Origin of the sequence: Paraflavitalea speifideaquila (assembly GCF_032395985.1) — a bacterium.
In the GTDB taxonomy this organism is placed as follows: domain Bacteria; phylum Bacteroidota; class Bacteroidia; order Chitinophagales; family Chitinophagaceae; genus Paraflavitalea; species Paraflavitalea speifideaquila.
Window position 1 is genome coordinate 2,495,151 of the sequence record NZ_CP135920.1, and the last position, 22,982, is coordinate 2,518,132.

Consider the following 22,982-nt stretch of genomic DNA (forward strand, 5'->3'; position numbering starts at 1 on the left):
AGCTTTTCATCTAAGCCTTCATCTTCCAATACCTGTTTTCCAACCATTCCAATACCCCTTTCTGCCGGGCCTTTTAGCGCGGCGCAACAGGAAATATTGGATCAGTACGATAAAACCTGTTAACCGCGTATTCGTGAGGTCCAGGATCACCGCCAGGTGGTCCATCTTTTAGGGATCCCTTTCTTATTCGTCAGGCCATCACTGGCAAGCCCATAACCGATGGCCACCCCCTTTTCAAAGTTGACGAAGCCGGGTACCAGCTTTACTTCAAAACGGATGGGTGTAGTGCCGGCATTGTAAAAACGGTGTACCTGGTTGATGGAGGCTACCGCTTTCTCTCCTGGCTTTAGGTGCAGCTGCCTATTTTTAAAGCCGATGCTCAGTACCCCTCAATGGCCGTAAACTCTTCCGTAAAACTGGTATGGTAATGCAGGTTATTACCGCCCCCGCCTCCAATTCAACTTCCACCAGCGTATAAGCTCCATTGGTTTCCTGACTGCTTTTGACCAGCGTTACTTTGTCCTTGATGATCGGGTTTTCAAATACTCTTTTTCCATGGCATATAAATTGGAAGTGAATGTAGCTGCAACATACAATGGATGAAACCCCGGATGGTACAACATGCAGAAAATAGGAAATGAATTGTTATCATTGCGGAATGATCCCGGGACCTGCCGCTTAGGCATTAACACCTGGCAGTCATTGCTTTTGGAGCAGTATTTGCAGAGAGATAGGTAACTTCACTTACGAAAAATGATAAATATGAAAAACAAAGAGATTCTATCCGTTACAGCATTATCGTTTGTTCTTTTGCTAATGGGCGCCTGCTCTACCAGCAGGGTAGCCAATCCCGATGGCGGCAAAAACGTAAAAATCAGCGGCAACTGGACGGTGCAGGATGTCAATATGGAAGGCGTGACCGGTAAGGTGAAGGTCACCGTATTTGATGATGCACCTTATACCTGTTTTATTGGCAGCCAGTGGAACCTGGTAGCCAGTGGCAATGGCAGCTACACACTACCCGGCGGAGCTGATTGTAATGCCGGCGAAAGGACTATTTTTTGGGGTGTAGCAACAGAAAATGGAATGCCCACTTTTATGTTTAAAAAAATGCCCGGTGGTGCAAAACCCGCCAGGATTACCGATGGGTATAAACTGACTGTTAAATCCGTAACTGCCAATGACATGGTATTGCAAGATGATATCAGCTTTGAAGGCAAAACCGTTTATATCAATTACCACCTGACGAAGTAGGGGGAGAGAAGACAGCATACAGCATTCACAGTCTCACAGTCGCCAGCCCCTCTCAGTCGCCAGCCTCTGGCTGGTGACGTATATTTCAAAGCTTCTGGCTTTGTGAGGGCAGTGCTTCCGTAACCGGTTCGTAATAAATTAATGGCCCGTTCCCGGCATTATGCATAAGGAGCGGGCTATTTCTTTAGATACACATAATAATCAATTATTAATAACCCATTCCAGCGATTTTAACAAGCGCAGTAAGCCCCTGACTTCTAATCATTAGAATTTCAAATTACATTTGTAGTCAGGATGAAAAGGGCCCTCATAGCCATATTAGCCGTTTTGTATATGACCATTGCCAGTGGTGTGGTGGTGAATATACATTATTGCATGGGGCGTGTTGCCTCTGTGGAATATGGGTATGATGATCATGCCCAGTGTGGCAAATGTGGTATGTCGGCCACTAAAAAAAGGCTGTTGCCATACCGAATACAAACTGGTAAAGCTGCAGGACGAACATCGCCTGGCACAAGCACAGGTGGCCTTTCTGGCATTACCTGCTGAAGCACCTGCACCACTATCTACTTTTCAATTACCGGTTGCCGGGGAAGATCAATACCTGGCACTTCAATACCATCCCCGCCGGATATCCATCTTAACAACGTTTACCTCCTTAATTGCGTTTTCAGGATCTGATTTGAAGAATCCCGAATGAATGTCGATTAGTTAAGAAAATTGTGCCTGGTTACAAAGGTGGGCCACCCTGCTGCATCAGCCGGGCGGCAGACTGACGCACCTTAATAGAGCGACCAGCTTAACTAAACAACATTATTCACGATTGCCGACTGCAGATGCATTTCAATTCACTACTTACAATTAAATATCATGAAAACGCAACATATTGTTCTCTCCTTAGCATTCGTATTATTCTCTGCCATCACAGCCAGTGCACAGAAAAAGACTGACGCCGCACAGAAAAAGAAACCCTGAAAGTATGGGGCGAGTGCGGCATGTGCAAAAGATCATTGAAAAGGCCGCCAAAGATTCCGGCGCTACTACGGCCAGCTGGAATACCGACAGCAAAATGTTGACAGTTAGCTATAATACCACGAAGACCAGCACACAGAAAATACAACAGGCTGTTGCCGCTGCAGGGTATGATACCCGCGACCTGACGGCTGATAATGCCGCTTATGACAAGCTGCATGAGTGCTGCAAGTATGATCGCAAGGCTGTTGCTGCCAATGCCGATAAAAACGAACCTGCCAACCATCATTAATCACCTTAAAGCATGTATGATATGAAAAAGACGATCCTCGTGCTGCTGGTAGTCATGGTGGGTATGGCTGGCCAGGCACAATTTAAAAGCGCCAATCTGCAGGCTGCGGGTCTTACCTGCGCCATGTGTACCAAGGCCATTAACAAAGCCCTGGAACAGGTGCCCTTTATACAGGATGTGAAAGTGGATATCAAAACTTCTTCATTCCAGGTAAATTTTAAAGAAGGGATACCCGTTGATTTTGATGTGATCAGGAAAGCCGTGGAAGATGCTGGTTTTTCAGTGGCCAAACTAAAGGTGGTGGGTATATTTGATAAAGTAACAGTTGAAAATGATGCCCATGTACAAATAGATGGTAAAACCTTTCATTTCCTCAACATCAATAAGCAAACCTTGCAAGGGGAAAGATCCATTACCCTGGTGGACAAAGATTTTGTGAGCACCAAAGAATACAAGAAGTACAGCGCTGCTACCAGCATGGCTTGTATTAAAACCGGCCGCGCGCAAAACTGTTGTACCAAAGAAGGTATTGCTGCCGATAGCCGCATTTATCATGTAACCATCTAAACAAAATAGTCTATTTATGAAACAAATATTGCTCGCCTGTTTGAGCCTCTTGTTGGTAGTAGCTACCACCCAGGCACAACCCAAAAAAAAGGCGACAAGGTCCCTGATATTTCCATCCCCAATGCACAAGGCAAGGTGGTAAAACTTTCCAGCCTCAAAGGGAAAGTAGTGTTGATCGACTTCTGGGCTTCCTGGTGTGGTCCTTGCCGCAAGGCCATGCCAGCCCTGCGTACGGCGTATGCAGCTTACAAACCCAAGGGATTTGAGTTCTATGGCATTAGTCTCGATGAAGACAAAGCTGCCTGGAAAAAGGCCACCGCTGCCGATAAGATCACCTGGTTACAGGTGAATGAACCCGGTGGCTGGGAAAGCCGTACAGCCAAAGCCTGGAATATTGAACAACTGCCTTCGGCCTTCCTGATCGACAAACAAGGTAAGGTGGTGGCAGTGGATCCAACAGAAGCAGAGCTGCATGCGCTGTTGAAATCCCTGTTACCTTAAACCCGGTCGCTTATGAAACAGATCTTAACAATGATGTTGCTGGGGCTGGTATCGGCAACCGGTTATGCCCAGGAGCTATTTCCCTATACCGAACCGGCTTCCAATATGCCAGCCAAATCCATCAGCGCCAAGTGGAATACCAAATTATTGAAGAGCATACATAATGACCGCGTAGAGCAACGGCATACGCCCGAGATCATGCTGGGGCTTAACAAACAATGGATGGTGCATGTGGCGGGTACTTTTTCCGATATGTATTCTTCCAACATACGGTGGGAGAGTGTGCGATTGTATGCCAAATACCGCTTTTTGTCGATCGATGATGTGCACCAGCATTTCAGAGTAGCTGCTTTTGGTGAAGCCACCCATAGTGTGAACCCCGCCTATTATGAGGAGGTGGCATTGGATGGCGATCAGAGTGGTGTGTTGGGGGCATTGTGGTGACCCAGCTATGGCAAAAACTGGCGCTTTCTTCGTCGGTAAGTTATGCCCAGGTTACGACGAAAAAGCCCAAATACATACAGGATGCGTATCCCTGGAAGGCCTTGAATTATACCCTCTCGGCCGGCTACCTGGTATTGCCCCGGGAGTATACCAGTTACCGCCAAACCAACCTGAATGTATATGTAGAGCTGCTGGGACAGCAAACCCTCGACCGCAAGCAGTATTACCTCGACCTGGCGCCTGCCATTCAGCTCATTTTCAACAGCAATGCCAAGCTCAACCTGGGGCACCGTTTCCAACTCAACAGCGATATGCACCGCATGGCAGAGAAAAGCTGGCAGTTGAGTTTTGAGTATGTGTTCCTCAATGCTTTAAAAAAGAAGCAATCATAAACCCGCAATGGGTTGATCATCAACTTTCGCCGGGACCCTCCGGCGGTGTAACCGGCGCTTCCGGCAGGAGGCACCGGCTTTTTATGGGCAAAGACAAGCGCAGTCTCTTTTGCGACACTTTACCTGGAATGCCCTTCAGCTACCACCCCAGTCAACTAATAACCAATAACCAATAATCAGCTCCCTCTTTTGTTTATTCTAATAATATTATTACATTTGACTAAACAATAATTTAGACAAGCCTAAAATATAAGTTACACAAGACAAAAAGTACAGACATGAAAAAATGGTTTTACACGGCAGGATGTTGTTTAGCAGTTATGGTATTACAGGCACAGCAGGCTACTACCATCAGTGGCCTGGTGCGCGATAAGGCAAGCGGAGATCTATTGGCAGGCGCTACCATTATGGTGTCCAACCAGAAAGCAGTAACAGACAGGGGCGGTCGTTTCAGCATTAGCCGGAACGATACCCTGCCTGTATGGCTGATCGTATCCATGGTGGGGTATAAAGCTGATACCTTGCAGGTAGGCGATCAAACAAAACCCCTGATGGTATTATTGGAAACCAGTTCGGGGGTATTGACGGATGTAGTGATCACCGGCACCATGAAGGCCGTTCATAAAATGTCGAGCCCGGTGCCTGTAGAAGTGTATACGCCCCAGTTCTTCCGGCGTAATCCCACCCCTTCCATCTTCGATGCCTTGCAGCAGGTCAATGGCGTAAGGCCCCAATTGAATTGCAATGTGTGCAATACGGGCGATATCCATATCAATGGATTGGAAGGGCCGTATACCATGATCCTGATCGATGGGATGCCCATTGTCAGCAGCCTCTCTTCTGTATACGGATTATCGGGCATACCCAACTCGCTGGTGGAAAGAATTGAAGTGGTGAAAGGTCCTGCATCTTCCCTCTATGGATCGGAAGCCATTGGCGGACTGATCAATGTGATCACGAAGAATCCTACCAAAGCGCCCCTGGTATCCATCGACCTTTCTTCCACCACCTGGAATGAATACAATGTGGATGCGGCGGTAAAATACCGTCCTGCTAAAAAGGTCACTGCTTTACTGGGTGTTAATTATTTCAACTTTACCCGGCGCTTTGATAAGAATAAAGATGGCTTTACTGATGTAACGCTTCAAAACAGGATCTCTCTTTTCAATAAATATGCTTTTCAACGCAATAACAACCGTATAGCCAATATGGCGGTGCGTTATGTATATGAAGACCGCTGGGGCGGCGATATGCGCTGGAATAAACGTTTCCGGGGCGGAGATAGCCTCTATGCAGAAAGTATCTACACCTCCCGACTGGAACTGATCGGCAATTACCAATTGCCGGTACAAGAGAAACTCCTGTTCTCTTATTCCTTCAATACCCACAACCAACGATCGGTATACGGCACCACCCGTTACAATGCTTCCCAACAGGTAGCATTCGGACAATTGACCTGGGATAAAACCCTGGGGGCGCATGACCTGCTGGCGGGAGCGGTATTCCGGTATACGTATTATGACGACAATACACCGGCCACCAACGATTCGCTCAACCACCGCAATAAACCCGAAAGTACGCCCTTGCCAGGCTTCCTGATCCAGGATGAAATTACCCTGGCCAGTCAACAAAAATTATTGCTGGGCGCCCGGTGGGATCATCACCCCGTACACGGCAATATCTTTACCCCCGCGTCGCCTGGAAATATTCCCTTACACCCAACGATATCATTCGGCTGAATGCCGGTACGGGCTTCCGGGTGGTGAACTTGTTTACAGAAGACCATGCCGCACTGACCGGCGCCCGGCAAGTGGTGATTGAAGGGGAATTGAAACCCGAGCGCAGTTACAACGTCAACCTCAATTATGTAAAGAAAATATACACGCCAGCGTTCTGGGTCAATATCGATGCTTCGGTATGGTATACGCACTTCTCCAACCGCATCTTACCCGATTATGAAAGTAATCCCAATGAAATACGCTATAGCAATCTGACGGGTTACTCCATTTCACAGGGCGCCAGTATGAATGCCGAATTTGGTTTTACCAATGCCCTCCGCGGCCATATTGGGGTAACCAGGCAGGATGTAACGATTGTTGAAAAAAATAACAATGGCAAGAAACAACGCAAACAACAGTTACTCACAGAAAAATGGAGTGGCACCTGGTCATTGTCGTATACATTTAATACAGGTGGTTGGGTAATTGATTACACAGGCAATATTTACGGGCCCATGTTATTGCCTTTGCTATCGGACCTTGATCCACGCAGCCCCAAATCGCCGGTGTGGAGTATTCAGAACATTCAGCTCACCAAAAAGCTAAAACAGGGGATAGAAATATACGGTGGTATTAAGAACCTGCTGAATTGGACACCGGCCAAGAACGCGCCCTTCCTCATTGCCCGTTCACAGGATCCCTTTGATAAACAAGTGGAATATGATGCACAGGGCAAAGTATTGGCAACAGCCGATAACCCTTATAAGTTAACCTTTGATCCCAACTATGTATACGCACCCAATCAGGGGATGCGTGGATTTTTGGGTGTACGTTGGACGATGAATTAAGGGAGGAAATACAGAATATAGAATTCAGAATTTAGAGTCGGAAAGTCGGAAAGACCGAAAGTCCGGATGTCATAGATCGGGAGGAGTCGAAGCAAATGGTTGCCGATTGGTGACTGCTTATCTACAACTGCCGGTAACCGATTCACGATTGCCGTCACAAGATCTCTAAGTCAGCAAAGGAGATGGGTTTGATCAACACTTCGTAGGAGAAGCCAGGGATATTGGGGAAGGTAGGAGGGTAACCGCTCATGAGGAATAAGCGCAGGGAAGGGTTTACGTGCAGAAAACTTTCCACCTTGCTCCAGCCAATGCCATCGGGCAGGTTATTGTCCAGGAAGAGGATATCTGGTATTATCTGTTGCATTTGGTTGAGCCCTGCCTGCAAGGTAGCGGCACTGTGTACATCATAGTTCTTTTTGACAAAATAAGATGTCATCAACAGGCAAAGGTCAGGTTCATCATCAATGATCAATATCTTCTTTTTATTCGCCAATCCTAGATTATTATAGATTAGTAAACTAACGTAGGGACAAGAAAAAAAAGTGCCTTCAGGTTCTGTGGATTATTTTCCCCGCTTCCATGCTGTGCTGCGGGCGGCATCCTTTTACTAATATAAAGATCATTCCATCATTTAAAATTATTTAAAATGACTACAACAACAAAAGTATTATTAGGGATCGTAGGCGCTGCCGCAGCCGGTGTAGTGATAGGTATGTTAGTAGCACCTGATAAAGGAAGCGAACTAAGAAAAAAAGATCAAAAACAATTGTAATGATTGGGCCAGCAGTTTGTCGGACCTCTTTGCTGCAGGAAAAGAAAAAGCGGAAGACCTGGCATCCGAAGCCGGTAACAAGTATAACCGGGTAAAAGAAAACCTTGGATAAGTAAAAAAGACCAGCTATGCGGCAAAAACAGAGGACATACAATTTGCAGAAGTAAAAGATACAGATACCAGCGATAACCTGGCCGATAATGTGATGGATTTCCTTGAAACTTATTATAAGCTTACCCTGCTGAACATTACCGACAAGGTGTCGGGAATAGCTTCATCAGTAGTAACCTTTATGGCCATTTTTATCATCGGTATTTTTGTAGTCCTCTTTATTGGGTTGGCATTGGGTACCTGGCTGGGCCAATTACTCAATAGCACCATTGCAGGATATTTCCTGGTAGCTGGTCTTTTTTATTATCGATGTTGCTGATATGGTTATTCCGTAAGAAACTTATGACAGGATTCAGGAACTTCATTATCCGGAAAGTATATGAATAAGCCGGCCATCAGATCATACAATAACCTGTTGCAGGAACAGGAGCGGCTGCGTAAGCAGCTCGCTGTACAAAAAGCCGAATTGAATGGAAGGATCCGGGAGGTGAGGGAAAAACTGGCGCCAGTGGGCACCATCTTATCGGCCGTGGGCGGTATTACTGCCATGGGTGCTAAGAACCCACTCTTGAAATCGGGTATCGGTTTGGCCGTTGATCTGTTCCTGAAAAAAGGTTATTCAAAAAGAGTGGCCTGATAACGGGTATACTGGGAAGTTTTTTTGTACGCAATATCGCTACTAAAGTAGCGGCAGGGGCAGCCGGTGCATTGATCAGTAAACTGATACAAAAACTGAATACCCCTAAAAAGCATCAAACGGCTACGCAGGAATAGAAGCCGTATTGAACCAATAACTTCTGATCTCCTGGATTACGCGTACCAGGGCATCAAAACTTACCGGTTTCACTACATACGTATTAGCGCCCAGTTCATAACAACGCCTGATCTCATGTTCATTTTTGGTAGTGGTGAAAATGATGACGGGTATCTTCTTTAATTGCGGATGTTGTTTGATTTCTTTTAACACTTCACGCCCGTCTTTCTTAGGCATATTCAGGTCCAGCAGGATCAAGCCCGGATATTGAACGTCCAGGGTTTTTATGCATGATACCGGAGAGGTAATCGATTAGTTCAATACCATTCTCAACAAACTCAAGCGTATCCGTAAAGCCATTTTCCTCGAAGGCCGTTTGTAATAAAAAACGGTCATCTGCATCATCTTCTGCGATGAGGATAAAGAGTTTCTGCATAGCGGTGGTGATACAATTTACGCAAATGTAGAGAACTCGCTTCTAACCCCTTAAAAATCAACAAATTCCTACTTAAATATTTATAAGTGGAAAGGGGCCTTTCGGAAAATACGGTGATCCGGGTCCCTGGCAGCAGGGGCAATAAATTCCCGTAGCATTCAGGCCCCGTTTAGGGGTAATCAGCGACGCTTGTAGAGTATGCCGCCCATGATGAGCAAAGGCTTGTGGAATGTTTTCCCGCAGCGCCCGGTTGTTCAATACGGTATGGTTTTTTAGCCCATGATCAGTGAGGAACTGGAAATATAAATGTTTAATTATTAAATATTTTTTATGAGCATACACCATCCAAAAACAAAGACGGGCCAAGATAAAAAGGGACTGGCAGGTAAGCAGGAAAAGGTGGCCCCTCCGCAGCATACTGACCAGCATCAACAGCATCAACCACCAGTTGATCAACAGCAAAAGAAGGGCAAGGAATTGGATCAATATCCTGATCAGCAACCTAAGAAAGGCAAAGCATTCGATGAGGGATTGTCTAATAATTCCAATACGCAAACCGGAACGGCCAATAGTGGCTATGATGAGAAGAACCCCAAACGACCCGGTGGTAAACAACAGGAGCATCCCAAGGTTACTAACCAGGAAAATGACATCACCAATACAGAAGAGCAAGACAAATGGGAAGATGAGCCGGTAGATGAGCAAGCCGGTAATTCAACTCACCGAACCGATCCTGAAATTGATTCACCGATACCAGATGCAGAGAAAACAGAGAAGAAGATCCCGAAAGGCAATTCACTGTAAAGTGACCCCTGGGATTATTGATCTTTTTAGCGGCGGACGTTGATTTGGTTGTTTTGAACCCGGTAGTAACAACTGCCGGGTTTTTTGATGACCAGCCCAGCACATAAAAAAGTGCTAGTGGCTTACACTGCACTTTAAAGGAAAAGGTACTCTATTCCACAGGCGTAAGTACCAAACAAAATAATTCACAAGGGGTCAAAATCCTTGGCTTTGTACACCAATTCCATGAATAAGGGGAAATTGTTTTTTGCAGGTTCACTCACAGGGAGTGGGTTATCCGGAATGGCGGGAAAGCTATTTTGATTTTGGGCCGGTTCTTGTTTGCTGACCGGCTCCGCATGGATCTTAATAAAATGCTTGATGCGATGCCGATGCCCTTTTGAACAGCATATTTAGTTGTCATGTAGAAATTGTTGAATTAACAATTGTCAAAAAATCAATGCCCGTATTTTTAGGCTCCTTTTCGCATCTTTGTGTATGGCTATCCACAGAACTGGTGCTATTTTACCCTGCTTAACCAATCATTAAAAACATTAAAAATGAATTAATGCTTAAGCAGATCCTGCACTAGCCCAGTAGCTTCTTGCAGTATCCATACGGAAACAGAACCACCATTTACCCGGAACGTTGCCCGCCCATATTCATCGGCAGTTATTTGATCCTGCCGGTTGCCGGTAATGTCAATAAAGGTTTTATTTGCAAACTGGTCTCCCAATTCCATCATCTTATCACCTTCTTCTCCGTTGCTTACTAACACTGCACAACCGGAAAGGTTCTTGTCTTCCAATCCTTTCCTTACCCAACCTACCGTATTGGGATGGTCAAAGTAATCGTATTCATCACCATAGGCTAATAATGAGCGTACTGCCAGCAGGTATTCCAATGCCGGAACGGGCACTATTTCAATAGGCAGCTTTTCTTCGCCTTGCTGTATATCGTATTTGGCGCCATAGAGATGCGGGAAAAAACGCAGGGAAACCCTCTTACCCTTAAAAGGACCAAGGCATAGGCCAAGGGTTGGAACCAATAATCCACATATGATTCCAGGGACTGGCCGGGTTGGCTATCGTGGTTGTCAACAAAGGTGAGACTGCCTTCGGGCAGGTATTTAAGCACCGTATTGTCGAAGATACTGCGCAGGTCATACTTGTTCTTTTGCTTCGCTGCTTCAAAAAGTTAAAATGCAACGGCACGTCGTACATCAAGGATTGATTGCCCAGCGCGTTGTAATAATTAATGATCGAATCTTTTTGCTGCTCCAGTATTCGGCCACACAGAAGAAATCCCTTTGAATTTGTCCTTAAGGAAATGCAGCCATTCCTGGAATAAACGGTAATTGATATGTTTTACTGCATCCAGCCTGAAACCATCTATTTGGGTGGTTTCCACATACCAGGCGCCCCATTTCTTCACCTCTTCCCGTACAAAAGGATTCCGGTAATCAATATCGGCCCCCATTAGGTAATCAAAATTGCCCATCTCATCATCCAGCATCTGGTCCCAGTTATCACCCATTTTGTGCTGAATGAGGAAGATCCTTTCTTTATTGTCTATCATTTCACTAACGCCGGTGAAAGACTCCTTGTCCCATATAAAATCAGAATACTGCCCCTTTCTTCCGGGGAAGGTGAATTTGGTATGGGCCTCAATTTCAATGATCTCATCCGCCATTTCTTTCCGGTTTTCTGTATTTACTTCCCGGGCGCCCATCTTCTCAGTTTCATCGGCCCCATGTTTATGGTTCAATACAATGTCGGCAATGACTTGTAATTGATGTTCGTGCAAGGCTTGAATGCAATCAAGGTACTGTTGTTTGGTGCCATGGCGGGTGCGTACAGTACCTTGCTGGTCAAATTCGCCCAAGTCGAAAAGATCATAGACGGCATAACCCGGCTCCCAGGTGCCACGGGCCGATTTATAAGCAGGGGGCAACCAAATATGGGTGATGCCCAGCCTGGACAGCCAGGCAGCCTGTTCCTTGCAATGGTTCCATAAATTGCCATCATCGGGATAGTCCCAATGAAAAACTGAAACATGATGGGGTTGTTCATATGGTAGTTTTAAGTTTATCTGCCGGATAAGTGATGCCCGTCTGCTTCCGGATCGTATCCAGGGTGTTCATTACATCCAGGCTAAAGGAATGGCATAATTGATCGCTGTATAGTTTGCCCTGCCTGATGCAGCGATACACTTCTTCCGCTTCAAATTGCAATCCATGTCCTTCCCAGGCACAGGGATGCTGCTCCTGGGCGCCATCGGCATACCGGGTGGTTATGATGGTGGATGGCTGCTCATTCCAGGGGTGCCAATATGGATACGGCCAGTTGCTCCATAAATGGTGGCCGTACGTTCTGTCTGGGTGATGAGGGAAGATTCGACGAGGGCATATTGGCCATTGTCATAACCCAGCACAACGGCACAGGTTTCATCTATTTGTTTGTTCGATAAGCGAGCCTGGGCCTGGATATTGGAAGGCTTACCCAATAAGAGATGTGCCAGGAATACAGGATAGATGCCCAGGTCGAGCAGGGAACCTCCGCCCAGGGCCGGATCGAAATAACGGCTTTGAGGATCATCAGGTGCTTTAAAACTAAGGTCGGCTTTCAGGGATATGATGGGGCCAATGGTATTGTTTTCTATCAGGGACAATAATTGTCGGATGCTAGGTAAGAAACGGATCCACATGCCTTCCATTAAGAACGTATGATGTAATACAGCGGCATTTACCATTTCTTGGGCCTGGTAGCTATTCATGGCCAGCGGCTTTTCGCAAAGCACCGGTATTTGGTGTTGCAGGCAGCGCAAAGTTTCTTCATAGTGCAGCGGATGGGGCGTGGCAATATAAACGGCATCTACCTTTGCCGCTTGCAGGAAACTTGTTATATCCTCAAAGTATTGCGGAGCATCTTCTTTGGCAGCAAAGGCAGCAGCTTTTTCCAGGTTGTGTGATAACACGGCACTAATGCGATGCCTGGCCGATTTGATCAGGTTCAGATCCTGTGCAAATTCAGTGGCTATATTGCCAGGCCCTATAATGCCCCAAGAAAAAGTATCCATTCAAATAGGTATAAGTACATTTTAGGCAAAGGCAACACTTATACCAATGGCGCTTGTAGAGGTTGATCTACATGGAAGGGTATGGGATTTTCAGCGGTGTAGGAAAAACAATGGCAAGTGTTAAAACACCACGAACTCCCAAGCAGGCTGGCCTTGACAATTTGGAAATCATTGTAAGGCCTGGTTACCAACCTTCTGGGAAATTGAACAATAAAGTAGCCATTATTACAGGTGGTGATAGTGGGATTGGTCGCTCGGTAGCTGTATTATTTGCCCTTGAAGGCGCTGATATAGCCATTGTTTACCTGGACAGTGATGGAGATGCCAAAGAAACCCAGGCGTTGGTAGAAGCCACGGGCAGAACTTGTTACCGCTTTAAAGGGGATATTGCTCAGGAATCATTTTGCCGTAAAGTGGTGGATGAGGTGTACAATAGGTTCGGCAAACTATCCATCCTGGTCAATAATGCCGGTACACACGAACCGGATGATGATTTTATGCAGGTAACCAGTCAGCAGTTTGAGCGTACCTTCAAAGTGAATATATTCTCTTTCTATTATTTTACACACGAAGCCCTGAAGTATATAGAGAAAGATGGCTGTATCATCAATACGGCTTCAGTGGTTGCTTACCGGGGCAGTGAACACCTGATAGACTATTCCGCTTCCAAGGGGGCGGTGGTTTCCTTTACCCGGTCGCTGGCTAAGAACCTGGCAGGGGGAGGGATACGGGTCAATGCGGTGGCGCCAGGCCCTATCTGGACGCCGCTGATCTTTGCTTCTTTCGACAAAGCACATATCCGGCAATTTGGTAAGAAAACGCCCATGAAGCGGGCGGGCTTTCCTTATGAGGTAGCGCCGGCTTTCTTATTCCTGGCTTCGGCCGATGCTGCTTATATCACGGGCCAGGTGATTCATGTAAACGGCGGAGAAGTGGTGGGAGGATGATCTTTATTAAGCGGGGATGGGGAAATACAGGTGGAATTCGGCGCCTTCTCCCGCTATGCCCATGGCCGTTACATTGCCGCCATGATTGATCATAATACGCTGCACCATGGGCAACCCAATGCCTTTACTTTGCAATCCCTGCTGGGTTTCCAACCGTTGGAAGAGATAAAACATTTTATCGATGTACTTATTATCGAAGCCCATCCCATTATCGACTACTTTTATTTTATAGTATAAAGTGGTGCCCAGAACAGACAGTACCTTGTTGGATATCTTACTGCCGGCGATGGGCTCACTGGAAATAGAAATAACAGGCGGCACTTCCTTACGCGAAAACCGGATGGAATTATCAATGAGTTGTTCAAATAAGATGGCCAGTTGGGAAGGAATGCCCTGAATCACGGGCAGGGTATTGGTGACGATCACCCTGGCCTGGTGGATGGTTAGCTGCTCATCCATTTGTTCGGCTACCTTCATGAGTACATAATTCAGGTCTACCTGCATCAGGGCTTCCTGGGTATTAATGAGACTGGAATATTTTACCATATCCCTGGTCAGGCCATGCATATGTTTGGCGGCCTTGTCTATTTTGTCCAGGAGTACAGTCATTTCTTCGGGCAGGGCCTTGAAGCGGGTGGTAACCTGGTTGGAGAAAGTTTGGATCTTGCGTAGCGGTTCCTGCAAATGATGGGAGGCAATATTGGTAAGTTGCTCCAACTCGGCATTGGCGCGGTTAAGGCTGCCCACCTGTTGTTGCAATTGATGCTGGAATTCCAGTCTTTTTCAATTCCCGAATAATGAAAAAGAAGGAAAGGATGAGGCAGGCTGCTGCAAAGATGAAGGTGGCGTACAGGAAATTGGGAGTGATCCGCTGGCCTTGCTCCTTACGCGAGTCACGCTCCACCTTGGTCTGGGCCTCAATACCCTGTATTTTTTCATACAACTGCTGGTAATCGGCCATCACTACCTTGGCCTGGAGTAAACGAAAGGTCAGGTTCTCTTTGTCCAGTCCTTTGGCCGCTTCGGAAATATTGTCCTTCAGTTGCCGGATCCGCTCGGCGATCAACCCTTGTAATTTGACCAGGTTTATCTTCAGGTTATTGCTGGTATGTTTAGATGCGCGGATGCTGGCAAGGATGTCGGGGATCCTTGCTACCTGGGTAAGTGCCGGGTAAAGCAGGGTACTATCGCCCGTCAACACAAAACCCAGCTCACTATTGATACCATCTTTTAAATAAGAATCTACCTGGCTTAGGAGGAACATGGTTTCATAATTATGCTCTACTTCATTAGACGCCTGGGTAGACTCCATCAGCCGTTTGTAGAACAGTAAGGAAAAGATTGTCAGGATCCCAAATGATAAAATGAACAGGGAGTAGATATATTGAAACCTGAATTTCATAGACGTAATTCCTCAAATTGTGTAAATTGTTCTACAGTTTCAGGTGGATGTTGAAAGGGTAAAAAAGCGTAAAAAGGGCTAGAGAACAGTAAAATACGGTATTTAGGAGTTTTTAATGAGAAATTTATTTTTTGGAGTAAGGCTTGTAGTATAAATACTATAATCTTTTCGCATGATCCATCAACACCTTACACAGAAGCAGCAGGTTCGTATTCTTCCTCAACAGATCCAACTGTTGAATTTGTTTCACCTGAATACGCTGGAACTGGAACATCGTATTGAACAGGAAATTGAAGAGAATCCTTTATTGGAGGAAACGAAGAATGAAGAGAATGTATTAAAGGATGAAAAAGAAGCGGTACAGGATTTTGCTGATTGGGAGGAGTTTGGCTATGATGATATTCCCGATTATAAGGTAGAATATGCCAATTATTTTTCGGGGGAGGATATTCCGGAACGTCCGCTGGTGCAAACGGCCGATTTCAGGCAGCAGCTGAAGGAGCAATGCCGCTTGCTTTTATTGGGGGAGCAGGATTTTATCAGGGCCTGTTATATTATTGATTCCCTGAATGAAAGTGGTATGCTGGAGCAAAGTCTCTCTACGTTGGCCGAGGATATGTCGTTCAAATATGGTGAATGGATAGAAGGGCCGGCTTTGGAAGGGGTATTGAATACGATCCAGAGCCTTGACCCGCCGGGTGTAGGTGCGCGGGATATACGGGAATGCTTATTGTTACAGCTGGAGCGAATGAATACGGCCCGGCCGGATGTGGCAGCGGCGTTGAAACTGATCCGTGACCATTATACAGATCTTAAGAACCGTCAACTGGAAAAAGTGCGGGATTGCCTGCGGCTGGATGAAGATGAGTTCAGGATCATATTGGAGCTGGTAGCCTCCTTGCAATTGCAGCCCATCAATGTGCGTCTGGAAGAGCCAGTGGCTAAGAACTATATCATCCCCGATTTTATCATTACGGTAGAAGGGAGAATATCGAAGTAGTCCTGGCCCGGCAGCGTTCGGCCTCCCTGCATATTAACCATGCTTGGATGGAAACGGTAAAAAGCCAGTGCGCCAAAAAGGACAAGGCGGCTGAACAATACATGAAGAGCAAGCTGCAGGCAGCAGAATGGTTTGTATCGGCCATTCAGCAACGAGAAAGCACGATGCTGAAGATCATGAAAACCATTGTGAAATGGCAGTATGAGTTTTTTAAAGAAGGGGATCACTTGTTATTGAAACCCATGATCCTGAAAAATATCGCTTTGGAGATCGGGGTGGATATTAGTACAGTATCGCGCATTACGAGTAACAAATATGCCGCTACGCCTTTTGGCAATATCCTGTTGAAGGACCTTTTCTCTGAAGGGATGCCGAACGTAGAAGGAGAAGTGATCAGCAACCGTATTATCCAGTTTGCCCTGGAAGAAGCCATTGCGGCAGAAGATAAGAAATCGCCTTTTACCGATCACCAGCTGGTAGTGGTGCTGGCGCGTAAAGGGTATAAGATCGCCCGGCGCACGGTGGCCAAATACCGGGAATTATTAAGGATACCGACCGCGCAAATGCGGGCCCTGTGGGGATAGAAAAGGATTACTATTCAATCAAGTAAAAACAACACATTAACTAATACCAAATCACACCACGTAAACCCACTTATATGCCTAAAATATTAGTGATTGATGATGACCGTGACATTTGCTTTCTTATGAATAAGTTTCTTACCAAGCATGGTTACGAAACACATGAGTCCTATACCGCCAAAAAGCCCTGGAGCTATTGGAGCAGATAACTGATTTTGACCTGGTACTATGTGATTACAGGCTGGAAGGGGTGGATGGTAAAACGATGCTGCTGAAGATCAAAGAAAAATACCCTTCCCTGCCGGTGATCATCATTACGGGATACAATGACCTGAAAACGGCCGTGGATGTTATGAAAATGGGGGCGTATGATTATGTGACGAAACCGTTGTTCCCGGAGGAGATCCTCAATACCATACAATCGGCCTTGAATTCGGCCCCGGTGGTGGCTCAGCCTGAACAGCCTTCCAATGGCGCTACAGCCCTGGACGACCATGGAGATAAGAAGAAGTCGTTTACCGCCAATGGCGATTACATCTTCGGTACGAGTGCGATATTCCTGCAGATCATGGATCAGATCGTACTGGTTGGGCCTACTGATTACAGTGTGATCATTTATGGCGAGAGTGGCAGTGGTAAGGAAGCGATTGCGCAGGAGATCCATAAACGCAGCAAACGCAGCAGTTATCCCTTTGTGGCCATCGATTGCGGTGCCCTGTCTAAAGAACTGGCGGGTAGTGAATTGTTTGGCCATGAAAAAGGAGCTTTTACAGGCGCTGTTAACCAGAAGGCCGGTAGTTTTGAACTGGCCAATGGGGGTACAATATTCCTGGATGAGATCGCCAACCTTTCTTACGAGATACAGGTATCACTGTTGCGGGTGATCCAGGAACGAAAAATGCGCCGGGTAGGAGGCGTGAAAGATATTTCATTGGATGTACGGATCCTTATAGCAAGTAATGAACGCTTATGGGATGCCGCACAAAAGGTAAGTTCCGGGAAGATCTCTTTCACCGGTTCAATGAATTTACGATTGAAGTACCCCGTTACGGCAGCGGAAGGAAGATATCATGGTATTTGCGCGTCACTTCCTGCACAAGGCCAATGAAGGATTGCAAAAAAGGATCAGGGGGTTTCGCCGGAAGTGGAAGAGATATTCCGGAACTATGTATGGCATGGCAACCTGCGGGAACTGAAGAATGTGGTTAAAAGGGCGGCGCTGCTGACGGATGGTGATTATGTGGAAGACCGTAGCCTGCCATTCGAGATCAGCAACTACCGCAAATTGTTGTTTGAGCACAATAGCGAAGGGCCGCTGGAAGCGCCAACAGCAGCAGTGCCGATCCGGGAAACGATTGCTACGGTACCGGCACGGAAGCCCCTTAATGAGAATAGTCTTAAGGAGGCATCTATTGACCTGGAATATGAAATGATCCTTAAAGCGCTTAAAGAAACGAATTTCAATAAAAGCAAAGCAGCGAGATTACTGAATATCGACAGAAAGACCCTCTATAATAAGATCAAGCTCTACCAGGAGTTGAATAATCGCTAAACCAATATCATGACCGTTGAAGAAACGACCCATATCAATAAACTCAGAGAGTTGTTCCAGGATTCTGAGGAGTTATTGCAATTTGGTACCTGGCAATGGGATGTGGTTACTGATAAGATAACCTGGTCCGAAGGCATGTACCGCATCCTGGGCTATGATCACAACGACCCGCCCCAATTATCCGATGAATTATACCTGAGCCATCTCCATCCGACGGATGCCGAAGAGTTAAGGCATATCCGTAGCAATGCCATTGCTACTAAAACACCTTTTGAATATACGTACCGGATGACGACGTACCAACAGGAACAAAAGATCATCAATATCAAGATGAAATTTGTGCTGGACAGTAGCGGCGAAGTGATTAAAGGGGTGGCCATCAACCGTGATGTAACGGAAAAACGCAAATGCTACATGATCTGATGCATTATAAACGGATCGTGGGGCAGAAAGAAGAATTCCTGAATGTAGGGAACTGGGAGCTGGAACTGGCTACGAATAAATTGACCTGGTCGGAAGGGATGTATCAATTATTAGGTTATGGCCCTAATGACCGTAAAGAAGAGCTAGACTTGTATGAGTTCTATCGACTGCACATGCAGCCGGAAGAGATTAAAAAGCCAATAAAGCGATACAGGAGATCATTGTTAATGGTGAAACCTATATCCGGCAATCGGTGTTGATCACCAGGGATGGAACGGTAAAAGTGGTAGAGGTATTTGGCAAAGTGCTGAAAGACCAGCAAGGGGCAGCGGCCAAGGTGCTTGGTACTGTGCGCGATATTACCCGGCTGAAAGAATATGAACAGGAGCTGGAAATAAAGGTACAGGAGTTGAAGCGTTCCAATCATGACCTGGAAGATTTTGCGTATGTAGCTTCGCATGACCTGCAGGAGCCGTTGCGTAAGCTGACGACTTTTGGTGAGCGATTGAAAAGTAAATGTGCTGATCTGTTGACGGAAGAAGGGAGCCTGTACCTGAATCGTATGATGGCTTCGGCCGAGAACATGCGGCGGCTGATTGACAGCCTGCTGGAGTTCTCAAGGGTTACGCGTACACAAAATCCATTTGAGCGCAAGGACCTTGGTGAGGTAGTGCAGGAGGTATTGAATGAACAAGACCTGGAGGTGGAAGAAGGAAAAGCGGATGTTGAAATACGTTCACTTCCATCGGTTGATATGGTCATGTCTCAAATGAAGCAGCTTTTCAATAACCTGTTGAGCAATGCCATCAAATTCAGGCGTAAAGGGGTTGCCCCTTTGATCACCATCAGTAGTGAAAAGCTAACAATGGCGGAGAAAGACAAGTTCAAATTGCGCACGGGGAATCCTTATTACCGCATTATGGTGACTGATAACGGGATTGGTTTTGAAGAAACGTATTCGGAAAGAATATTCCAGCTTTTCCAGCGCTTACACGGAAAGGCGGAGTATCCTGGTTCGGGAATGGGGCTGGCTATTTGCCGTAAGATCACAGATAACCACAAAGGGCTGATCATGGCTGCCAGTACACCAGGGCATGGTTCTACCTTCTCTATTATATTGCCTGAGACTCAGGCGACTTAAACTTTATCTAATGTTTATCTCCTCCGAACCATTGCGTATCCTGATAGTAGATGATGATGAAGACGATTTTTATATTACGAACAGTACGATCAAAGACATCAATGGGGATAATTTCAAAGTTGATTGGTGTTATAAATACCAGGAAGCGCTGGACCATATTTGCCATAAACGGTACGATCTTTATTTTATAGATTATTTCCTGGGTGCTAAAACCGGGCTCGACCTGTTGCGGGAAGCCGTGGAAAAGATTGTGAGGCGCCCATGATATTGTTAACGGGTAAGGGCAATCATGCGGTGGATATTGAAGCGATGCGGGTGGGAGCCGCGGATTACCTGATCAAAACAGACCTGACCACTGAAAAGATGGAGCGTTGTATTCGCTATACGATGGAGAAGGCGCGTTCTTTAAAGGCGCTTCGGGATAATGAACTTAAATACCGCAATATCTTTGAACGTTCGAAGGATGCCATCTTTTTGGCAGATACGGATCTGCGTTTCTTTGCTGTCAACGCAGCTACCTCGTTTTTGTTGGGTTATACACCCGCTGAATTGACGAATATGAGCTTTTATAACCTGATGATTGAAGAGGAGGAAGCCAGTGGACTGAAACTGTTGTTGCAAACAGGAGAACTGGATGATATTGAAACGGGCCTGTTGAACAAGAATAGGGAAGAACGCATTTGTATTTTCTCGGCTACGATCATAGAAAGGCCCGACGGTACACAATATGTACAGGGTATCTTGCATGATATTACGGGTTTGCGCAAGGCAGAGAAAACGGTATTAATGGCCGGGAAACTGGCTGCCACAGGCAGGCTGGCGCGTACGCTGGCGCATGAGATCAGGAACCCGCTTACGAATATTCATCTTTCGCTCGATCACCTGCGGGTAAATGATATTACGGAAGCGCAATCCAATTATTTTGGTATCATTCAACGCAATGCCAAACGCATTGGGGCCATCATATCGGAATTGCTGGATACAGCCCGGCCTTCGGAAATGTTGTTGCAGCAAACTTCATTACAGGATATCCTGGATGAAAGCATCACGGCTGCCATGGACAGGATCGTGCTGAAGAACATCAAACTGCAGATACGGTACCCGGATGAAATTTTATATGTAGCGGCGGATAAGGACAAGCTTAAAATAGCTTTTCTCAATATCATCATCAATGCGGTGGAGGCAATGGAAGAAGAAGAAGGGAAACTGGAAGTGGGCATGATGCATCATACAAATGTCTGTGAAGTACGTATTACGGACAATGGAACGGGTATTACAGAGGACAACCTGCAAAGGCTTTTTGAACCTTATTTTACTTCCAAAAGAAATGGACTGGGGCTGGGGCTGGCGGCTACGCTCAATATTTTACAGGCGCACCATGCGGAGGTGGATGTACATTCGGCAGTGGGTAGCGGGACGACTTTTGTGATAACATTTCGTAACTAGCTATCAGGAGTTTGCTGTTAGTGGTTAGCTAATAAATCTAATGGTCGATATAAAAACGAAAATGGCCTGGTGGTAATTCCGCCAGGCCATTTTACCAGGGATCCATTTGTCCGTTAGAACCCTATGCCAATATAAAAAGTGAAGGCGCTGTTCTTTGAATTCTTAGTGGCTTGACCGGCAATACCACCATCGCCAATTTTATTTAAGCCATAATTATACCGGGCGCCCAATGTAAAGTTCTCAATATCAAATCCGATACCACCCACCAGTCCATAGTCGAACCTTTTGAAGTTGTCGGTATCCAGATCTGCGATATCATCTACATCCCCGCTTGACTTGTCTTTCTTTTGATGTTGGCAGAGGTGAGAAGGGCTGCATAAGGGCCGGCATGGATGTTGAAGTTTTTACCCAGGTTGAATACGGCTAATATGGGCAGTTCTACATAGTTGAGGTTGAACCGGTATTCCCCCTGTCCCAGGATATTATTGTAGGTGAGTTTGGCTCCCTTGCTACTGTACAATAATTCGGGTTGGATGGAGAAGCCCCTGGTAAGGGGGAATTTGGCAAATACGCCTACATTAACGCCTACCTTCATGTTTTCATCTTCCACATCGTCCACATACAGGTTGCTAAGGTTTATACCTCCTTTAATACCTATTTTAGGCTGTAAACTGGTTTCTGAAGTGGTTTTGTAGTCGGCAACCCAAAGTGCAGAGTTTTTGGCAATCACGAGTGCAGAGATTTCGGCAACAATGAGTACACAAAAATGGCAACAAGAGTGCAGAGCTCAAAAGTAGATTTAGTTGTTCTGTTCTTCAAAAATAGTTTTGCGATTTTTAAGCCTGTAGCTCTTTCCAGTGAGGTTAATCACTTCGCATTGGTATAGTAGCCTATCCAGTAGTGCCGTTGCCAGCACCTCATCATTAAGCATCTGTGCCCATTCCGCCGGTTTTTATTGGTGGTAATAATGAAAGATGTTTTTCATAAACCTGGTTAATAAAATTGAACAGTAATACCGCCTCTTTCTTTTCTACGGGGAACAGCATGATGTCGTCTATTACAATCAGGTGGGCGTTTAAAAGACGCTTGTATTCAGCCTTTGCGGAGGCTGTAATCTCCTTCATCTTAAGCGTGCCGATAAGTGTGTCCATAGTGCGGAAGTAAGCCTTATAGCCTTTCTTTACCGCTTCATTGCATAGTCCTGCCGAGAGGAATGTTTTTCCTGTACCGGATGGCCCCATCAAGATGATATTAAAAATCTGATCCATCCAGTGTAGCTCCCGTAATTGATGTAGCCGGGTAATACTAAGGCCATTTGTGAAGGCTGGGTCATAAGCTGCCAGATCACAGTATCGGGGCAGGGTGGCCAGTTTTAGCCGCTTTTGATGTCTCTTTGCCTGCGGTACTCTGCTTCGGTGGTCAGGAAGCCCAGGGTATAATCAATATACCCCAGCGCCCTGGCTTCCGCATCGGTAATAAGTTCGTCTATTACCTTGTTTACGCCAGTCATGTTAAACTGCTGGCAGTACTGCCTGATCATTTGTTTTTGTTCCATGTATTGCTGTTGT

Annotated in this window: 37 protein-coding genes and 1 pseudogene; 23 read left to right on the forward strand and 15 right to left on the reverse strand. The window is 46.0% G+C overall.

The genetic code is table 11. The features are described 5' to 3' along the window. Positions 1-18: 18 nt before the first annotated feature. The gene (locus RS881_RS17200) at positions 19-165 is read right to left on the reverse strand and encodes a hypothetical protein (protein ID WP_315822198.1); all 147 of its coding nucleotides are present in this window, start codon (positions 163-165) and stop codon (positions 19-21) included. A 597-nt stretch (positions 166-762) separates the two neighbouring features. On the opposite strand from RS881_RS17200, the gene RS881_RS17205 reads away from it, so the two are divergent. From RS881_RS17205 to RS881_RS17245, 9 genes and pseudogenes are all read left to right on the forward strand, one after another. Further along, the gene (locus RS881_RS17205) at positions 763-1,254 is read left to right on the forward strand and encodes a hypothetical protein (RefSeq protein ID WP_315822199.1); all 492 of its coding nucleotides are present in this window, start codon (positions 763-765) and stop codon (positions 1,252-1,254) included. Positions 1,255-1,587: 333 nt separating this feature from the next. Beyond that, positions 1,588-1,954 (forward strand): annotated as a pseudogene (locus RS881_RS17210) (HYC_CC_PP family protein). A 279-nt stretch (positions 1,955-2,233) separates the two neighbouring features. After that, the gene (locus tag RS881_RS17215; RefSeq protein WP_315822201.1) at positions 2,234-2,518 is read left to right on the forward strand and encodes a heavy-metal-associated domain-containing protein; all 285 of its coding nucleotides are present in this window, start codon (positions 2,234-2,236) and stop codon (positions 2,516-2,518) included. Positions 2,519-2,539: 21 nt separating this feature from the next. Further along, positions 2,540-3,085 (forward strand): heavy-metal-associated domain-containing protein, encoded by a 546-nt coding sequence (locus tag RS881_RS17220; RefSeq protein ID WP_315822202.1) that lies wholly within the window; start codon positions 2,540-2,542, stop codon positions 3,083-3,085. Positions 3,086-3,121: 36 nt separating this feature from the next. After that, the gene (locus tag RS881_RS17225; protein ID WP_315824517.1) at positions 3,122-3,586 is read left to right on the forward strand and encodes a TlpA family protein disulfide reductase; all 465 of its coding nucleotides are present in this window, start codon (positions 3,122-3,124) and stop codon (positions 3,584-3,586) included. A 12-nt stretch (positions 3,587-3,598) separates the two neighbouring features. After that, a complete protein-coding gene (locus RS881_RS17230) occupies positions 3,599-4,030 on the forward strand; it encodes a hypothetical protein (RefSeq protein WP_315822203.1) in 432 nt (143 codons plus the stop codon). Next, positions 4,024-4,422, forward strand: coding sequence for a hypothetical protein (locus tag RS881_RS17235; protein WP_315822204.1), 399 nt, complete (start codon positions 4,024-4,026; stop codon positions 4,420-4,422). The genes RS881_RS17230 and RS881_RS17235 overlap by 7 nt, the downstream gene beginning before the upstream one ends. Positions 4,423-4,700: 278 nt before the next feature. Next, complete coding sequence (locus RS881_RS17240) at positions 4,701-6,161, forward strand: TonB-dependent receptor (RefSeq protein ID WP_315822205.1); 1,461 nt, start codon at positions 4,701-4,703, stop codon at positions 6,159-6,161. After that, positions 6,074-6,988, forward strand: coding sequence for a TonB-dependent receptor plug domain-containing protein (locus tag RS881_RS17245; protein WP_315822206.1), 915 nt, complete (start codon positions 6,074-6,076; stop codon positions 6,986-6,988). Before RS881_RS17240 ends, RS881_RS17245 begins: the two co-directional genes overlap by 88 nt. A gap of 154 nt (positions 6,989-7,142) precedes the next feature. Here RS881_RS17245 and RS881_RS17250 read toward each other — a convergent pair whose 3' ends face one another. Beyond that, on the reverse strand, positions 7,143-7,481 hold the full coding sequence (locus tag RS881_RS17250) for a response regulator (RefSeq protein WP_315822207.1): 339 nt from the start codon (positions 7,479-7,481) through the stop codon (positions 7,143-7,145). Positions 7,482-7,634: 153 nt separating this feature from the next. On the opposite strand from RS881_RS17250, the gene RS881_RS17255 reads away from it, so the two are divergent. The 3 genes from RS881_RS17255 to RS881_RS17265 all read left to right on the forward strand — a co-directional run bounded on the left by RS881_RS17255 (position 7,635) and on the right by RS881_RS17265 (position 8,508). Next, positions 7,635-7,760 carry a YtxH domain-containing protein gene (locus RS881_RS17255; protein WP_315822208.1) on the forward strand — a complete coding sequence of 42 codons (126 nt, stop codon included), beginning with the start codon at positions 7,635-7,637 and terminating at the stop codon, positions 7,758-7,760. 202 nt (positions 7,761-7,962) lie between these two features. Next, positions 7,963-8,190, forward strand: a complete 228-nt coding sequence (locus tag RS881_RS17260; protein WP_315822209.1) for a hypothetical protein — start codon at positions 7,963-7,965, stop codon at positions 8,188-8,190. Positions 8,191-8,250: 60 nt separating this feature from the next. After that, positions 8,251-8,508 (forward strand): hypothetical protein, encoded by a 258-nt coding sequence (locus RS881_RS17265; protein WP_315822210.1) that lies wholly within the window; start codon positions 8,251-8,253, stop codon positions 8,506-8,508. Between the two features lie 123 nt (positions 8,509-8,631). On the opposite strand, the gene RS881_RS17270 is transcribed toward RS881_RS17265, so the two are convergent. Both RS881_RS17270 and RS881_RS17275 read right to left on the reverse strand, forming a co-directional pair. Beyond that, positions 8,632-8,883 (reverse strand): response regulator, encoded by a 252-nt coding sequence (locus tag RS881_RS17270; protein WP_315822211.1) that lies wholly within the window; start codon positions 8,881-8,883, stop codon positions 8,632-8,634. Continuing rightward, positions 8,855-9,061 carry a response regulator gene (locus tag RS881_RS17275; RefSeq protein ID WP_315822212.1) on the reverse strand — a complete coding sequence of 69 codons (207 nt, stop codon included), beginning with the start codon at positions 9,059-9,061 and terminating at the stop codon, positions 8,855-8,857. The genes RS881_RS17270 and RS881_RS17275 overlap by 29 nt, the downstream gene beginning before the upstream one ends. 330 nt (positions 9,062-9,391) lie before the next feature. Here RS881_RS17275 and RS881_RS17280 point away from each other — a divergent pair, with 330 nt between their 5' ends. Continuing rightward, positions 9,392-9,865 (forward strand): hypothetical protein, encoded by a 474-nt coding sequence (locus RS881_RS17280; RefSeq protein ID WP_315822213.1) that lies wholly within the window; start codon positions 9,392-9,394, stop codon positions 9,863-9,865. A 544-nt stretch (positions 9,866-10,409) separates the two neighbouring features. Here RS881_RS17280 and RS881_RS17285 read toward each other — a convergent pair. From RS881_RS17285 to RS881_RS17300, 4 genes are all read right to left on the reverse strand, one after another. Then, positions 10,410-10,892 carry an alpha-amylase domain-containing protein gene (locus RS881_RS17285; RefSeq protein ID WP_315822214.1) on the reverse strand — a complete coding sequence of 161 codons (483 nt, stop codon included), beginning with the start codon at positions 10,890-10,892 and terminating at the stop codon, positions 10,410-10,412. A gap of 206 nt (positions 10,893-11,098) precedes the next feature. After that, positions 11,099-11,797, reverse strand: coding sequence for an alpha-amylase family glycosyl hydrolase (locus tag RS881_RS17290; RefSeq protein WP_315822215.1), 699 nt, complete (start codon positions 11,795-11,797; stop codon positions 11,099-11,101). 115 nt (positions 11,798-11,912) lie between these two features. After that, positions 11,913-12,077 (reverse strand): hypothetical protein, encoded by a 165-nt coding sequence (locus tag RS881_RS17295; RefSeq protein WP_315822216.1) that lies wholly within the window; start codon positions 12,075-12,077, stop codon positions 11,913-11,915. 59 nt (positions 12,078-12,136) lie between these two features. After that, the gene (locus tag RS881_RS17300; protein WP_315822217.1) at positions 12,137-12,922 is read right to left on the reverse strand and encodes a Gfo/Idh/MocA family protein; all 786 of its coding nucleotides are present in this window, start codon (positions 12,920-12,922) and stop codon (positions 12,137-12,139) included. Between the two features lie 110 nt (positions 12,923-13,032). Here RS881_RS17300 and RS881_RS17305 point away from each other — a divergent pair, with 110 nt between their 5' ends. Beyond that, complete coding sequence (locus RS881_RS17305) at positions 13,033-13,869, forward strand: glucose 1-dehydrogenase (RefSeq protein ID WP_315822218.1); 837 nt, start codon at positions 13,033-13,035, stop codon at positions 13,867-13,869. A 6-nt stretch (positions 13,870-13,875) separates the two neighbouring features. On the opposite strand, the gene RS881_RS17310 is transcribed toward RS881_RS17305, so the two are convergent. Both RS881_RS17310 and RS881_RS17315 read right to left on the reverse strand, forming a co-directional pair. After that, on the reverse strand, positions 13,876-14,628 hold the full coding sequence (locus tag RS881_RS17310; protein WP_315822219.1) for a sensor histidine kinase: 753 nt from the start codon (positions 14,626-14,628) through the stop codon (positions 13,876-13,878). After that, complete coding sequence (locus tag RS881_RS17315; protein WP_315822220.1) at positions 14,603-15,271, reverse strand: CHASE3 domain-containing protein; 669 nt, start codon at positions 15,269-15,271, stop codon at positions 14,603-14,605. The genes RS881_RS17310 and RS881_RS17315 overlap by 26 nt, the downstream gene beginning before the upstream one ends. Before the next feature lie 172 nt (positions 15,272-15,443). On the opposite strand from RS881_RS17315, the gene RS881_RS17320 reads away from it, so the two are divergent. The 9 genes from RS881_RS17320 to RS881_RS17360 all read left to right on the forward strand — a co-directional run bounded on the left by RS881_RS17320 (position 15,444) and on the right by RS881_RS17360 (position 21,414). Beyond that, positions 15,444-16,271, forward strand: a complete 828-nt coding sequence (locus RS881_RS17320) for an RNA polymerase factor sigma-54 (protein WP_315822221.1) — start codon at positions 15,444-15,446, stop codon at positions 16,269-16,271. A gap of 47 nt (positions 16,272-16,318) precedes the next feature. Then, on the forward strand, positions 16,319-16,855 hold the full coding sequence (locus RS881_RS17325) for an RNA polymerase factor sigma-54 (protein WP_315822222.1): 537 nt from the start codon (positions 16,319-16,321) through the stop codon (positions 16,853-16,855). A gap of 193 nt (positions 16,856-17,048) precedes the next feature. Next, complete coding sequence (locus RS881_RS17330; RefSeq protein ID WP_315822223.1) at positions 17,049-17,960, forward strand: sigma-54-dependent transcriptional regulator; 912 nt, start codon at positions 17,049-17,051, stop codon at positions 17,958-17,960. 36 nt (positions 17,961-17,996) lie between these two features. Further along, positions 17,997-18,404, forward strand: coding sequence for a helix-turn-helix domain-containing protein (locus tag RS881_RS17335; RefSeq protein WP_315822224.1), 408 nt, complete (start codon positions 17,997-17,999; stop codon positions 18,402-18,404). Positions 18,405-18,413: 9 nt separating this feature from the next. Next, positions 18,414-18,827, forward strand: coding sequence for a PAS domain-containing protein (locus tag RS881_RS17340; RefSeq protein WP_315822225.1), 414 nt, complete (start codon positions 18,414-18,416; stop codon positions 18,825-18,827). Continuing rightward, positions 18,812-19,087: a hypothetical protein gene (locus RS881_RS17345; RefSeq protein ID WP_315822226.1), complete on the forward strand. Its 276-nt coding sequence runs from the start codon at positions 18,812-18,814 to the stop codon at positions 19,085-19,087. Before RS881_RS17340 ends, RS881_RS17345 begins: the two co-directional genes overlap by 16 nt. Next, complete coding sequence (locus RS881_RS17350; protein ID WP_315822227.1) at positions 19,081-19,968, forward strand: sensor histidine kinase; 888 nt, start codon at positions 19,081-19,083, stop codon at positions 19,966-19,968. Before RS881_RS17345 ends, RS881_RS17350 begins: the two co-directional genes overlap by 7 nt. A 10-nt stretch (positions 19,969-19,978) precedes the next feature. Continuing rightward, positions 19,979-20,233: a response regulator gene (locus RS881_RS17355; protein ID WP_315822228.1), complete on the forward strand. Its 255-nt coding sequence runs from the start codon at positions 19,979-19,981 to the stop codon at positions 20,231-20,233. Then, on the forward strand, positions 20,230-21,414 hold the full coding sequence (locus RS881_RS17360) for a two-component system sensor histidine kinase NtrB (protein ID WP_315822229.1): 1,185 nt from the start codon (positions 20,230-20,232) through the stop codon (positions 21,412-21,414). Before RS881_RS17355 ends, RS881_RS17360 begins: the two co-directional genes overlap by 4 nt. A gap of 113 nt (positions 21,415-21,527) precedes the next feature. Here RS881_RS17360 and RS881_RS59555 read toward each other — a convergent pair whose 3' ends face one another. The 5 genes from RS881_RS59555 to RS881_RS17375 form a co-directional block, all read right to left on the reverse strand. Beyond that, on the reverse strand, positions 21,528-21,680 hold the full coding sequence (locus RS881_RS59555) for a hypothetical protein (RefSeq protein WP_350340134.1): 153 nt from the start codon (positions 21,678-21,680) through the stop codon (positions 21,528-21,530). A 53-nt stretch (positions 21,681-21,733) separates the two neighbouring features. Then, complete coding sequence (locus tag RS881_RS17365) at positions 21,734-22,144, reverse strand: porin family protein (protein ID WP_350340135.1); 411 nt, start codon at positions 22,142-22,144, stop codon at positions 21,734-21,736. A gap of 69 nt (positions 22,145-22,213) precedes the next feature. Then, positions 22,214-22,345, reverse strand: a complete 132-nt coding sequence (locus RS881_RS59560; RefSeq protein ID WP_350340136.1) for an ATP-binding protein — start codon at positions 22,343-22,345, stop codon at positions 22,214-22,216. Beyond that, positions 22,338-22,784, reverse strand: coding sequence for an ATP-binding protein (locus RS881_RS17370; protein WP_315824518.1), 447 nt, complete (start codon positions 22,782-22,784; stop codon positions 22,338-22,340). Before RS881_RS17370 ends, RS881_RS59560 begins: the two co-directional genes overlap by 8 nt. Before the next feature lie 2 nt (positions 22,785-22,786). Continuing rightward, entirely contained in the window at positions 22,787-22,969 is a 183-nt protein-coding gene (locus RS881_RS17375) for an ATP-binding protein (RefSeq protein ID WP_315815414.1), read from the reverse strand. Positions 22,970-22,982 lie beyond the last annotated feature (13 nt).

Coding starts and splice junctions, on each gene's coding strand:
- RS881_RS17265 (WP_315822210.1), top strand. CDS start 8,251: ATGAATAAGCCGGCCATCAGATCATACAATAACCTGTTGCAGGAACAG.
- RS881_RS17205 (WP_315822199.1), top strand. CDS start 763: ATGAAAAACAAAGAGATTCTATCCGTTACAGCATTATCGTTTGTTCTT.
- RS881_RS17360 (WP_315822229.1), top strand. CDS start 20,230: ATGATATTGTTAACGGGTAAGGGCAATCATGCGGTGGATATTGAAGCG.
- RS881_RS17320 (WP_315822221.1), top strand. CDS start 15,444: ATGATCCATCAACACCTTACACAGAAGCAGCAGGTTCGTATTCTTCCT.
- RS881_RS17230 (WP_315822203.1), top strand. CDS start 3,599: ATGAAACAGATCTTAACAATGATGTTGCTGGGGCTGGTATCGGCAACC.
- RS881_RS17305 (WP_315822218.1), top strand. CDS start 13,033: ATGGCAAGTGTTAAAACACCACGAACTCCCAAGCAGGCTGGCCTTGAC.
- RS881_RS17255 (WP_315822208.1), top strand. CDS start 7,635: ATGACTACAACAACAAAAGTATTATTAGGGATCGTAGGCGCTGCCGCA.
- RS881_RS17215 (WP_315822201.1), top strand. CDS start 2,234: ATGGGGCGAGTGCGGCATGTGCAAAAGATCATTGAAAAGGCCGCCAAA.
- RS881_RS17275 (WP_315822212.1), bottom strand. CDS start 9,061: ATGCAGAAACTCTTTATCCTCATCGCAGAAGATGATGCAGATGACCGT.
- RS881_RS17345 (WP_315822226.1), top strand. CDS start 18,812: ATGCTACATGATCTGATGCATTATAAACGGATCGTGGGGCAGAAAGAA.
- RS881_RS17220 (WP_315822202.1), top strand. CDS start 2,540: ATGAAAAAGACGATCCTCGTGCTGCTGGTAGTCATGGTGGGTATGGCT.
- RS881_RS59560 (WP_350340136.1), bottom strand. CDS start 22,345: ATGCTTAATGATGAGGTGCTGGCAACGGCACTACTGGATAGGCTACTA.
- RS881_RS17325 (WP_315822222.1), top strand. CDS start 16,319: ATGGAAACGGTAAAAAGCCAGTGCGCCAAAAAGGACAAGGCGGCTGAA.
- RS881_RS17200 (WP_315822198.1), bottom strand. CDS start 165: ATGGACCACCTGGCGGTGATCCTGGACCTCACGAATACGCGGTTAACA.
- RS881_RS17375 (WP_315815414.1), bottom strand. CDS start 22,969: ATGGAACAAAAACAAATGATCAGGCAGTACTGCCAGCAGTTTAACATG.
- RS881_RS17315 (WP_315822220.1), bottom strand. CDS start 15,271: ATGAAATTCAGGTTTCAATATATCTACTCCCTGTTCATTTTATCATTT.
- RS881_RS17340 (WP_315822225.1), top strand. CDS start 18,414: ATGACCGTTGAAGAAACGACCCATATCAATAAACTCAGAGAGTTGTTC.
- RS881_RS17300 (WP_315822217.1), bottom strand. CDS start 12,922: ATGGATACTTTTTCTTGGGGCATTATAGGGCCTGGCAATATAGCCACT.
- RS881_RS17240 (WP_315822205.1), top strand. CDS start 4,701: ATGAAAAAATGGTTTTACACGGCAGGATGTTGTTTAGCAGTTATGGTA.
- RS881_RS17280 (WP_315822213.1), top strand. CDS start 9,392: ATGAGCATACACCATCCAAAAACAAAGACGGGCCAAGATAAAAAGGGA.
- RS881_RS17355 (WP_315822228.1), top strand. CDS start 19,979: ATGTTTATCTCCTCCGAACCATTGCGTATCCTGATAGTAGATGATGAT.